The following is a 12,521-nucleotide window of genomic DNA, read 5'->3' on the forward strand; positions in this document are numbered from 1 at the left end:
GTCCACCTCGTTCTTACAAATATTCTTTTTCAATCTCCAAGCATTCCCAGGCAGGATTGCTTTCCAAATAGTAGAGAACCTGCGCCATTTCTTTATCTGCTACTTCTTTTGAGGAAGAAACGATAACAAAAGCGAGACGAGTTCGTTGCCATACATTTTGGTGATCAATCTCTGCTGCGGAAACGTTGAATTTTTGTCTACTGCGGGTCAGCATGCTTTTAACTACTGCCCGCTTATCTTTTAACGAATGTGCCGTTGGAATGAAAAATTCGCATTCCATGTAGAGGATCATTTACGTTTGATTTCTTCCATAACGTACGCTTCGATAATGTCCATTTCTTTTACATCATTGAAGTTTTTAATCGTAATCCCACATTCGTATCCTTTTGCAACTTCTTTAGCGTCGTCTTTAAAACGTTTCAATGTGTCGATTTCGCCTTCAAATACGACGATTCCTTCACGAATCACACGAACTCCGCTATCGCGAGTAATTTTACCTTCAGTTACATAACTTCCGGCAATTGTACCCACTTTAGAAACTTTAAATGTACTACGGATTTCTGCTTGTCCAATAATTTTTTCTTCAAATTCAGGATCAAGCAATCCTTTCATAGCAAATTCAATTTCTTCGATCACTTTATAAATAATGCGGTGTAAGCGAATGTCTACACCTTCAGCTTCAGCAGCACGCTTAGCGTTTGCATCAGGACGAACGTTAAAGCCGATCACAATTGCGTTAGACGCAGCTGCCAATGAAATATCAGATTCTGTAATCGCACCAGCGCCTGTGTGAATGATTTTCACATTTACGCCTTCAACATCAAGTTTAAGAAGAGATGCAGCCATTGCTTCAACTGCCCCTTGAACGTCAGCTTTAACGATTAAGTTAAGTTCTTTCATTTCGCCTTGTTTTAATTGATCAAACAAGTTATCAAGTGTCACGCGAGTCTTCTCAGAACGCTGAACTTGAAGTGCTGAAGTTGCGCGTGTTTCCCCAACTTGGCGAGCTGTTTTCTCGTCTTCAAAGACAACAAAACGGTCTCCAGCTTGAGGTACATCGTTCAATCCAGTTATTTCAACTGGTGTTGATGGGCCTGCTTCTTTTGCACGACGGCCTGTATCAGATACCATCGCACGAACACGACCAAATGTATTACCGACAACAATCGGGTCTCCAACTTTTAATGTTCCATCTTGTACTAGAAGTGTAGCAACTGAACCGCGGCCTTTATCAAGCTCTGCTTCAATAACTGTCCCAATCGCACGACGTGCAGGGTTCGCTTTTAATTCGCCAACTTCTGATACAAGTAGGACCATTTCAAGAAGTGAATCGATACCGTCTCCAGATAAAGCTGAAATCGGTACAAAAATCGTGTCGCCGCCCCATGCTTCTGCAACTAGTCCATGCTCAGTCAATTCTTGCATTACACGATCTGGATTAGCACTTGGCTTGTCCATTTTGTTTACGGCAATAATGATTGGAACTTCTGCTGCTTTCGCGTGGTTAATCGCTTCAACTGTTTGTGGCATAACACCGTCATCAGCTGCTACAACGATAATCGCAAGATCTGTTACTTTAGCTCCGCGTGCGCGCATTGTTGTAAACGCTGCGTGACCAGGAGTATCTAGGAACGTAATTTTTTTGCCGTTATCAACAACTTGGTAAGCACCAATATGTTGTGTAATTCCGCCTGCTTCGCCAGCAGTAACTTTAGTGTGACGAATTGAATCTAGTAAAGTTGTTTTACCATGGTCAACGTGCCCCATGATTGTAACAACTGGCGGACGTTCTTCGTTTAAGCTTTCATCTTCTGGTTCGAAATAAACTTCAAGATCTGTTTTGTCCACTAAGATCTCTTCTTCTACTTCAACCTCATATTCAGCACAAATCAATTCAATTGTATCTTTATCCAACTCTTGGTTAATGGTAGCCATTGCACCAAGCATGAATAATTTTTTAATAATTTCAGACGGCTCGCGTCCTAATTTTTTCGCAAGTTCAGCTACCGTTAATGACTCACTAAACGTGATTTTAGCCGGTAATTCTTTTTCTTTTTTAGGCATTGGTGGCAACGGATTTACCGGTTGCTGCTGTTTGCCTTTCCCTTTACGGTTTTGGAATCCGTTACGGTTTCCGCCGCCTGGACGTCCTGAAGAACGCTGTCCTGGTCCTGCTGTTGGTTTCGCTGCTTTTGGTGTAAAGTTTGAACCCGATTTTGCAGGTGCTGTTGGACGCTGACCATTCCCTTGTGAACGGGATTGTCCTTGACTCGGTGCTGCTGCCGGACGTGACTGGCTTCCTTGTCCTGAAGGGCGTTGGCCTTGCGCTGGACGAGACTGACTTCCTTGTGACGGACGTTGGCCTTGCGTTGGACGCGACTGGCTTCCTTGTGATGGACGAGATTGGCCTTGTGACGGACGTGACTGGCTTGCTGGACGAGATTGTGCTTGTGGACGTTGCCCAGCTCCAGCATTTTTGTAAATGCTGTCTAATTTTGTTACATCAGAATCTTCCAATGTTGCCATATGGTTTTGAACTTTGACATTTAGTTTTGACAATTCATTGATGATTTCTTTACTTGGCTTATCTACTTTTTTCGCGTATTCATGTACTCGAATTTTGGTCATCTGCTCGCCCCCGATTAATTTCTTCGATCAAGCTAGTTAGTTTTTTTGCAAATCCTGCATCTGTAACTGCAATTACTACCCGCTCTTCTTTACCTATTGCATGTCCCAACTCGTAACGGGATCCAAAAACGCGGATCTCTACTCCGTTCGATTTGCATTTATCATGCAATTTCTTACTTGTGTTGTCTGAAGCATCTTCAGAAAGAATCACTAATTTTGCTTTACCTTTTCGAACTTCGCTCACGGACATTTCTTCACCCGAAATGGTCATTCTTGCACGTGTAGCGAGTCCAAGTAATTGTAGGACTTTTTCTTTGGTCATTATTTCAACTGCTCTCTAAGAACGACGCGAATTAACTCATCATAAATTTCGTCTGGAACTTTAACTTCTAATTGTTTGTCCAGTACTTTCTTTTTGCGGGCAGTCGCGATGGCATCTTCCGATTTCGAAAGATATGCGCCGCGTCCTGACTTTTTGCCTGTCAAATCGACGGATACTTCGCCTTCTTTTGAACGGACAACGCGGGTCATTTCTTTTTTAGGATGCATCTCGCCTGTAGCTACACACTTCCGTAATGGAATTTTCTTTTGTAGAGCCAACGGACATCACCTTTTCTACGTTATTCTTTGTCTTCGTAAAAATCAAAGTCATCCAGTTCTTCACCAGATTCTAATAATTCGATGTTAGAATTCTCGTTTGGATAAATTCCAAGTTCACGTGCATCTGTTTCACTCTTAATGTCGATTTTCCAACCTGTTAATTTTGCTGCTAAACGAGCATTTTGTCCCCGTTTACCGATAGCAAGAGACAATTGATAATCCGGTACAACAACAGTTGTCGATTTCGCTTCTTCGTTTACTTGTACATCTAATACTTTAGATGGGCTAAGTGCGTTAGCTACAAAAATTACCGGTTCTTCTGACCATTCTACAATATCAATTTTTTCTCCGCTTAACTCGTTAACGATTGTTTGAACACGGCCACCTTTTGATCCAACACATGAACCCACTGGGTCGATATCGTCGCGATGAGCAAAAACCGAGATTTTTGAACGGTCTCCTGCTTCACGTGCGATTGACTTGATCTCAACAATGCCATCATAAATTTCAGGCACTTCGTTTTCGAATAAACGGCGCAGTAGTCCTGGATGTGTGCGTGAAACAAATACTTGTGGTCCGCGTGTCGTGCGTTCTACTTTTGTGATGTACACTTTAATGCGATCATGCGGTTTGTAATGTTCATTTGGCATTTGTTCTGTCTGCGGAAGCACAGCCTCCACTTTGCCAAGTCCAACGTATAAATTACGAGCGTCCATGCGTTCAACAATACCGTTAACGATATCATCTGCACGATCAACAAACTCTTCAAAGATCAAGCCGCGTTCAGCTTCACGAACACGTTGTGTCACCACTTGTTTTGCTGTTTGAGCCGCAATACGACCAAAGTTACGAGGTGTTACTTCTTCCTCTACAACATCTCCTAGTTCGTATGCAGGGTTGATGACTTTAGCATCTTCCAACGAGATGTGAAGACGCTCATCTTCTACTTCTTCTACAACATCTTTACGAGAATACACTAGCATTGTTCCCGTATTTAAATTTAAATCAACACGCACATTTTGTGCTTGGTTAAAATTTCGTTTGTACGCTGTAACTAATGCTGCTTCAATCGCTTCAATTAGAACTTCACGCGAAATTCCTTTTTGTTTTTCCAATACTTCAAAAGCATCCAATAACTCACTGCTCATTTTATTCACTCCCAGGTTCTTCAATCAGGTTTAACAGAAAAATCAATGGCCAAACGGATAACTGCAATTTTGTTTTTTGCAATACTGATTATTTTTCTGCGTGTTTTGATTTTAATTTCAATTTCTACTTGTTCATCGTCATACGATTTTAAATAACCTTCAAACTCTTTTGCATCTTCAACAGGCTCATACGTTTTGATGTAAATGAATTTACCGATTGCTTTTTCAAAATCTTTTTCTTTCTTTAATGGTCGTTCTGCTCCTGGAGATGAAACTTCCAAGAAATAGTTTTGTTCAATTGGATCTAATTCATCCAAAATCCCACTTAGTTTTTCACTTACTAAAGCACATTGTTCGATATCAATCGGTGCTTCTGGATTGTCTACGTACACGCGTAAAAACCAATCGCGACCTTCTTTTAAAAATTCCACGTCTACAAGTTCTAGTCCTAGTTCGCTCGTAATTGGTTGTGCTATTTGCTCGATTTGTTCTGTGATTTTGCTCATACATGCCTCCCGCTAATTTTTCGCCATAACAAACAGAAAAGAGCGGGAGAACCCACTCTTCTGCGACAGAGCTATTCAGTAAATGTTACTACAATAATACCATAAACCGCGCCGTGGTGCAACTGACTAGAACAGTGACAGCTGATTCGCTTCTGGCATACCTTCTAAACAACCGTGATCATCCATGTATTCGATGATTGTTTTCGAAACACGACCACGTTGTTGTAAATCTTCTTTCGATAAAAATTCTCCATGTTCACGCGCAGCTACGATTGATTTCGCCGCGTTAGTTCCTAATCCCGGAATAGCATTAAACGGCGGTATTAAACTTTTCCCTTCAATAATGAATTGATCAGCAGATGATTTATACAAATCTACTTTTTGGAAAGTATAACCACGCTCTACCATTTCAAGCGTTAGTTCCATAACTGTTAACAAGTTTTTCTCTTTAGTTGAAGCTTCAAGGCCTTTTGAGTTAATGTCATCAATCACTGACCGAATCGATTGTGACCCTTTAGACATTGCATTGACATCAAAATCTTCAGCACGAACCGTAAAGTATGCCGCGTAATAAAGAATTGGGAAATGAACTTTGAAATAAGCAATCCGAACAGCCATTAACACGTAAGCTGCCGCGTGGGCTTTCGGGAACATGTACTTGATCTTTTTACATGATTCGATATACCAGTTTGGTACGCCTTCTTTTTTCATCGCTTCTTCAAATTCAGGCGTTAAGCCTTTCCCTTTACGAACAGATTCCATAATTTTAAATGCTAGTGAAGACTCTAGTCCTTGATAAATCAAGTAAACCATAATGTCATCTCGGCAACCAATTACATCTGATAGCTGACATGTTCCGTTTTGAATTAGTTCTTGTGCGTTACTCAGCCAAACGTCCGTCCCGTGAGACAGTCCTGAAATCTGGACCAGTTCTGAGAACGTATTCGGTTTTGTTTCTTCAAGCATTTGACGAACAAATCGTGTACCAAACTCAGGAATACCGAGTGTACCGGTCTTACAACCAATTTGTTCTTTTGTTACGCCAAGCGTTTCAGGACCAGCAAAAATCTTCATAACTTCCGGATCATCCGTCGGAATGGTTTTCGGATCTATTCCCGATAAATCTTGGAGCATCCGAATTACTGTCGGATCATCGTGACCGAGTATATCTAGTTTGAGTAAATTATCATGAATCGAATGGAAATCAAAATGCGTCGTCTTCCATTCGGAATCTTGGGCATCTGCTGGGAATTGAATCGGTGAAAAATCATAAATATCCATATAATCTGGAACAACAATAATTCCCCCAGGGTGCTGCCCCGTACTCCGTTTAACGCCTGAACACCCTTGCACAAGTCGATCAATTTCTGCGCCACGAATCGTCATATCGCGGTCGTTCGCATAACCGCGAACATAACCATAAGCGGTTTTCTCGGCAACTGTCCCGATTGTTCCCGCACGAAACACATTATCCTCACCAAACAATTCTTTTGTATAGTTGTGAGCTTTCGACTGATACTCCCCACTAAAGTTTAAATCGATATCGGGAACTTTATCCCCTTTAAATCCTAAAAACGTTTCAAACGGTATATCTTGTCCTTCTTTTTGATACGGAACATCGCAGTCAGGGCAGTTTTTATCTTTCAAATCAAACCCTGAACCGACAGATCCATCATCAAAAAACTCGGATTTTTTGCATTTTCTACAAATATAATGGGGTGGCAATGGGTTTACTTCGGTGATTTCAGTTAATGTTGCAACGAGCGATGAACCGACCGAACCACGCGAGCCAACTAAGTAACCATCATCTAATGATTTTTTAACGAGTTTATGGGAAATCAAATAGATAACCGCAAACCCGTGACCGATAATGGATTTCAGTTCTTTTTCAATTCGCGCTTCTACAATTTCAGGTAAAGGAGAGCCATAAATTTGTTGAGCCATATTATAACTTAGCTCTCGAACTTCCTCGTCCGCACCTTCAATTTTTGGTGTGTACAGTTCATCTTTAATGGGTTTCACGACATCAATCATGTCAGAAATTTTCAATGAATTGGTCACTACAAGTTCATGCGCCGTTTCACTTCCAAGAAAATCAAATGCATCTAGCATTTCATTTGTTGTTCTAAAATGTACTTTCGGCAATTTCGTACGGTTTAATGGATTCGCTCCACCTTGAGAGCCAATTAGTACTTGGCGGAATATAGCATCTGTTTCATCCAAGTAATGAACATTACCAGTCGCCACTAACGGAATCTCTAACTTGCGACTAATTTTTACGAGCTTGCGGATAATATCTTCTAAATTCCATTCATCTCGAATCATTTCTCGTTCAATCAAATGAGAATATACTTCTTTCGGATGAACTTCTAAGTAATCATAAAATTGAGCCGTCTTTTCAACTTCTTCCATCGATTTTTGCATAACTGCTTCAAATACTTCACCTTTATCGCAGCCGGAACCGACTAGTAGCCCTTTTCGATGCTTTTGCAGCAACGACCGCGGAATACGTGGCACACGGTAGAAATAATTGATATGCGAAGCAGATACTAGTTTGAATAGGTTTTTCAACCCTTCGTCGTTTTGCGCGAGCAATGTACAGTGTGTCGGGCGTGACCGTTTATACGCATCGCCACTACCCACATAATCATTTAATTGATCATGATACAAAATACCTTTTTGATCCGCTTCTTTTAAAAGATGCGTCAACAAATACGAAGTTGCTTCCGTATCGTAAATGGCTCTGTGATGCTGCGTTAGCTCAATGCCAAACTTTTTGGCTAATGTATTCAGTCTATGATTTTTCAATTCAGGGTGAAGCATACGCGCTAACTCTAATGTATCGATTGTGGCGTGTACGGTATCAATGCCATATTTTTTATAGCAAACATACAAAAAGCCCATATCAAATGACGCGTTATGAGCAACCATAATATGGTCGCCTGCCCATTCGTGGTACTTGCGAATAACTTCTTCTACTTCTGGCGCATTTTTCACCATGTCGTCTGTAATCCCGGTTAAATCGATGGTCGTCGATGACAGTTCGTGATGCGGGTTGGCAAAACTTTCGAATTTATCAATGATTTGACCGCCTTTAATCTTTACAGCAGCTAACTCAATGATGGTGTCGTAAACAGCAGACAAGCCTGTGGTCTCTAAGTCAAACACCACGAAGGTTTCTTCTTCTAATAGCGCATGGCGTTCTTCATAAGCAATCGGTACGCCATCATCTACTAAATTCGCTTCTAGTCCAAAAATTGCTTTAATGCCGTGCTTTTTACTAGCTGCATAGGCATCAGGAAAAGATTGGACACCAGCGTGATCCGTAATAGCGATGGCAGGGTGTCCCCATTTTGCCGCTTGGCTAACCAATGAATCGACAGACGAAACCGCGTCCATTTGGCTCATTGGTGTGTGCAAATGCAACTCAACACGTTTTTCTTCGGCAGTATCACGTCGAAGTTCTGGTTTGATCTCCACCATATCTTGCGCCATCATGACTAAATCGCGAACGAACGTATCCGTCTGAATCGAGCCACGTGCTTTTAACCACATGCCTTTTTTCGCATTAGCCATTAGTTCCGCATCTTCTTTATCGCGTGAGAACATCTTCACTAGGATTGAATCGGTATAATCCGTTATTTTAACTGTTAGCAGCGAACGCCCGCTTCTTAGCTCTCTTACTTCGGCATCAAAGACATAACCTTCGATTGTTACGCGGCGTTCTTCGTCCACAATAGATTTAATGTCAACGATATTTTCATCCGGTTTGATCGCAGAGCCCATTTGGAACGGCCCTGAAGGAGCCCCATTTTCTTTCTGGCTGGTTTCTCGCTTTTTCATATCCGACAATGCTTTTTTCGCCATTTCTTCTTCTTCACGTAAACGTTCTGCCATAAAAGCTGCATGAGCGGCTTCTTGATTTTCGTCTGAAAGTTGAAAATCAATGGCTACGTGCGGAAATCCAAATTGACGATAAACCCCCGCTAATTTATCACTGTATTTTGATTTTAATGCCATCATTTCATGTTCATGACTGCATTGTAATAATAATTTGTTACCATTCCATACTGGCGCTTGTGACAATAACCGCTCACGTAGTGGCGGTGCCATGTCTGCCAATTCTTCAACAGCATATTTCCAATAAGATAATACTAAGTCTTCCTGTGCCGTTTCTTGTGCGGTTTCAATGTTTAGTTGAACTCGAGCAATTGGAGAAAATGTGCTATATAGACGTTCTTTTAATAATAGATACAAGTCAATCGGCAAGATATTCTTCAATTTCACAATAAATTTCCAGGAACGTTCTTTTTTATGGACGGTCATCCGTGTCAATTCAGCTTCTTCGAAAAAAGGCATGTGTACATCTTCCGTTAATTCGAGATGCTGAAGTAGCAATTTGAATCGCATCTTGGAGTCTTGCTCGTTTGTCATAATTATCCCCTTCATGGTAGTGATTTAAGAAAAGTGCTAGCTTACGTTCTTTCAAAAGCTTCTAAAGCAAGCAGAAAAAGAAAGGAAAGTACAATATGTACTTTCCTTTCATCATATCAGATTTCGCTGTTATTTTTTAAAAAACTGCTGTATTTTCTCAAGTACTTCGTCACGTGTCCATTCAAATGTTTCACCTGTACGACGTATTTTCACTTCTAAAATTCCTTCTGCAGCTTTTTTACCAATTGTGATGCGAATTGGCAAGCCAATTAAATCGGCATCTGCAAATTTCACTCCCGCTCGCTCTTTACGGTCATCGAGTAATACTTCATAACGGTTTTCTTTTAATAACGCATACAGTTCTTCGCCAAGTTCGCGTTGTGTGTCGTCTTTAACATTAACCGGTACTAGATGAACTTCATAAGGAGCAACAACGTCTGGCCATGTAAAGCCATTTTCGTCTTGGAACTGTTCGGCAACTGCAGCTAGTACACGTGATACCCCAATTCCATAACATCCCATAATATATGGCATTGATTTTCCTTGATCGTTTAAGAATGTACCTTTTAATGGAATGCTGTAAGTTGTGCCCAATTTAAATATATGTCCTACTTCAATGCCTTTAGCAAATTGAATCGTTCCTTGTCCGTCTGGAGAAGCGTCGCCTTCTTGGATAAAGCGAAGATCGTGGAAAGCAGGAACTGTAAAATCTTTTCCGGGTGTAACATTTTTAAAATGATAGCCACTTTCATTAGCTCCCGCAATTCCATTTACCATGTTTTCAACTGCATGATCAGCAAACAAACGAATATCTTCAGGCAAATTGATAGGTCCTAAGGAACCAATATCACAACCTAATAATTGTTGTACTTCTTCTGGTGTTGCCATCTCGATAACTTTAGCACCGGTAGCATGTTTAACTTTAACATCGTTTACTTCATGATCGCCTCTTGCTAAAACGATAACCAATTCCTCATCCGCTTTAAAGACCATTGTTTTAATGCATTTATCAGCAGTAGTTCCAAAAAACTCTGCCACGTCTGTAATTGTATTTTTACCTGGCGTTGCAACTTTTTCCAACGTTTCAGGAGTTTCATCTGAAACTGGATAGCTTACATTAACTGCCGCCATTTCAATATTCGCAGCGTATGAAGACGTATCTGAATAAGCGATTGTATCTTCACCTATTTCCGACAACACCATAAATTCGTGATTGTCTTTTCCACCAATTGCACCTGAATCTGCAATAACTGCACGGAAATTCAATCCAAGACGCGTAAAGGTATTCGTATATGCTTGCATCATTACCTCATACGTATCATCTAAACTTTCAGTTGTGGCATGGAACGAATATGCATCTTTCATTAAAAACTCACGGCCGCGCAACAAACCAAAGCGAGGACGTTTTTCATCTCTAAACTTCGATTGAATTTGGAACAAATTTAACGGTAATTTTTTATAAGATTTGATCTCATCACGCAATAAGCTCGTAATAACTTCTTCATGGGTTGCCCCTAATGCAAATTCACGATCATTACGATCCTTTAAACGCATCAATTCATCGCCGTAAGAATACCAGCGACCAGACTCTTGCCACAATTCAGCTTGTTGAAGTGCAGGCATAAAGATTTCAACGCTATTTGCAGCTTCCATTTCTTCACGAATAACGGTTTCAACTTTTTGAAGTACACGTTTTCCAAGCGGTAAGAATGAGTAAATACCGCTCGTATTTTGTCGGATAAAGCCTGCGCGTAATAATAGCTGATGCGATCTTACTTCTGCATCGGCTGGAGTTTCGCGTAAAGTCGGGATAAACGTTGCTGTTTGTTTCATTCCAAAATACACCTCAACTGACTATAAAATTTTTAGTAAAGTATTAAAAGTTTAGGACAGGCAAATAAATCGCCTGTCCGGTATTTCAAGTGCTGCTATTAAAAGAAATACTTTTGAATATCATTCCAAGTAACTACAAGCATAAGAAGCATGAGAAGCATAATCCCTACAAAATGGACCATTCCTTCTTTTTGTCGATCTACAGGTTTGCCACGTATTGCTTCGACGATAAAGAACATTAAACGACCACCATCAAGTGCTGGCAATGGAAGCAAGTTCATAATACCGAGGTTGATACTTAACATACCAGCCCAGCTCATCAATGTGAAAAATCCATATTTAGCAACTTCTTCAGTTGTTTTGTAGATTCCTACAGGGCCTGATAAGGCATCAATTGTAAACTGGCCTGTAACCAGCATTCCGAGTAGACGGAAAATTTCCTTAAACCAAAAGATGGTTCGTTCCGCGCCATATGCAAATGAACCTAGAAAATCTTTTTCCATCGGACTTTGGTAGAGCACACCGATCACGCCGACTTTTTCAGCAGATTGCTCTGCAACTTCAGGCGTAATAGTAAAGTCTAACGGTTCGCCATCACGTTCCACTTCAAAAGCTAAAGGATTTCCAGCATTGTTTTGAACAGATTCAACTAACTCGTCCCATGTAGCAATTGAGTTTCCTTCGATTGAGGTTACCAAATCACCATTTTGCATTCCTGCTTCAGCTGCCGGACTTTCTTCCGTTACTTCCGTAATGACAGGTTCAAAAGTTGGAACTCCTTGCATCATACCAAGTGCTGTAAAAATAAGAAACGCTAAAATGAAATTGAAAAGTGGCCCTGCAAAAATCGTCATAAATCGCTTGCCTACTGTTTTCGAATCAAATTGTCGATCGTATGGCGCTAAAATAATTTCTCTGCCATTTTCTTCAACAACAGCGTCTCGTGCCACATTAATGCGCACTAACTTTTCTTCTTCGTCGTAACCTTTGATCCAAAGCTCTTTTTCCAAATCTGCTTCTTCTACTTCTAGAAACAATATTTCAGGATAAACATGCTTTTGGTTCATGATTATTTTTTTAGCTAATCCTTCTTTGTTTAATAATATACCGATGCGATGGCCTGCCTGAAGCTGGATCGTGTCCATATCTTCGCCCGCCATACGCACATAGCCGCCAATTGGCAATAACCGTAATGTGTAAAGCGTTTCTCCTTTGGTGATGCCCAAAATTTTCGGACCCATCCCAATTGCAAATTCACGAACTAAAATGCCCGCCCGTTTTGCAAAAAGAAAATGACCAAATTCATGGAAAAATACTAAAGCACCGAAAATTATTATAAACGAGATAACCGTTTCCATTTTGAACCCACCCT

At 40.7% G+C, this 12,521-nt stretch carries 9 protein-coding genes; all 9 read right to left on the minus strand.

Going from position 1 to position 12,521, the window contains the following annotated elements:
• Window positions 1-13: 13 nt before the first annotated feature.
• The 9 genes from BCM40_RS10390 to rseP all read right to left on the minus strand — a co-directional run bounded on the left by BCM40_RS10390 (window position 14) and on the right by rseP (window position 12,507).
• Window positions 14-292: a DUF503 domain-containing protein gene (locus tag BCM40_RS10390; protein WP_008430878.1), complete on the minus strand. Its 279-nt coding sequence runs from the start codon at window positions 290-292 to the stop codon at window positions 14-16.
• Window positions 289-2,628, minus strand: a complete 2,340-nt coding sequence (gene infB, locus BCM40_RS10395; RefSeq protein WP_065525980.1) for a translation initiation factor IF-2 — start codon at window positions 2,626-2,628, stop codon at window positions 289-291. The genes BCM40_RS10390 and infB overlap by 4 nt, the downstream gene beginning before the upstream one ends.
• Entirely contained in the window at window positions 2,606-2,950 is a 345-nt protein-coding gene (locus BCM40_RS10400) for a YlxQ family RNA-binding protein (protein WP_065525979.1), read from the minus strand. Before BCM40_RS10400 ends, infB begins: the two co-directional genes overlap by 23 nt.
• Window positions 2,950-3,228 carry an RNase P modulator RnpM gene (gene rnpM, locus BCM40_RS10405; protein WP_008430874.1) on the minus strand — a complete coding sequence of 93 codons (279 nt, stop codon included), beginning with the start codon at window positions 3,226-3,228 and terminating at the stop codon, window positions 2,950-2,952. Before rnpM ends, BCM40_RS10400 begins: the two co-directional genes overlap by 1 nt.
• Before the next feature lie 20 nt (window positions 3,229-3,248).
• Window positions 3,249-4,376 carry a transcription termination factor NusA gene (gene nusA, locus BCM40_RS10410; RefSeq protein ID WP_065525978.1) on the minus strand — a complete coding sequence of 376 codons (1,128 nt, stop codon included), beginning with the start codon at window positions 4,374-4,376 and terminating at the stop codon, window positions 3,249-3,251.
• A gap of 20 nt (window positions 4,377-4,396) precedes the next feature.
• The gene (rimP, locus tag BCM40_RS10415; RefSeq protein ID WP_008430872.1) at window positions 4,397-4,882 is read right to left on the minus strand and encodes a ribosome maturation factor RimP; all 486 of its coding nucleotides are present in this window, start codon (window positions 4,880-4,882) and stop codon (window positions 4,397-4,399) included.
• Between the two features lie 126 nt (window positions 4,883-5,008).
• On the minus strand, window positions 5,009-9,316 hold the full coding sequence (locus tag BCM40_RS10420) for a PolC-type DNA polymerase III (protein WP_065525977.1): 4,308 nt from the start codon (window positions 9,314-9,316) through the stop codon (window positions 5,009-5,011).
• Window positions 9,317-9,445: 129 nt separating this feature from the next.
• Window positions 9,446-11,149, minus strand: coding sequence for a proline--tRNA ligase (locus BCM40_RS10425; RefSeq protein WP_065525976.1), 1,704 nt, complete (start codon window positions 11,147-11,149; stop codon window positions 9,446-9,448).
• A 98-nt stretch (window positions 11,150-11,247) separates the two neighbouring features.
• Window positions 11,248-12,507, minus strand: coding sequence for an RIP metalloprotease RseP (gene rseP, locus BCM40_RS10430; RefSeq protein ID WP_065525975.1), 1,260 nt, complete (start codon window positions 12,505-12,507; stop codon window positions 11,248-11,250).
• Between the last annotated feature and the right edge of the window lie 14 nt (window positions 12,508-12,521).

Origin of the sequence: Planococcus donghaensis (assembly GCF_001687665.2) — a bacterium.
Classification (GTDB): Bacteria; Bacillota; Bacilli; order Bacillales_A; family Planococcaceae; genus Planococcus; species Planococcus donghaensis.

Excerpts from the sequence above, each read along its gene's own strand:
- rseP (WP_065525975.1), bottom strand. The coding sequence starts at position 12,507 with ATGGAAACGGTTATCTCGTTTATAATAATTTTCGGTGCTTTAGTATTT.
- BCM40_RS10390 (WP_008430878.1), bottom strand. The coding sequence starts at position 292 with ATGATCCTCTACATGGAATGCGAATTTTTCATTCCAACGGCACATTCG.
- BCM40_RS10425 (WP_065525976.1), bottom strand. The coding sequence starts at position 11,149 with ATGAAACAAACAGCAACGTTTATCCCGACTTTACGCGAAACTCCAGCC.
- rimP (WP_008430872.1), bottom strand. The coding sequence starts at position 4,882 with ATGAGCAAAATCACAGAACAAATCGAGCAAATAGCACAACCAATTACG.
- BCM40_RS10420 (WP_065525977.1), bottom strand. The coding sequence starts at position 9,316 with ATGACAAACGAGCAAGACTCCAAGATGCGATTCAAATTGCTACTTCAG.
- BCM40_RS10400 (WP_065525979.1), bottom strand. The coding sequence starts at position 2,950 with ATGACCAAAGAAAAAGTCCTACAATTACTTGGACTCGCTACACGTGCA.
- infB (WP_065525980.1), bottom strand. The coding sequence starts at position 2,628 with ATGACCAAAATTCGAGTACATGAATACGCGAAAAAAGTAGATAAGCCA.
- nusA (WP_065525978.1), bottom strand. The coding sequence starts at position 4,376 with ATGAGCAGTGAGTTATTGGATGCTTTTGAAGTATTGGAAAAACAAAAA.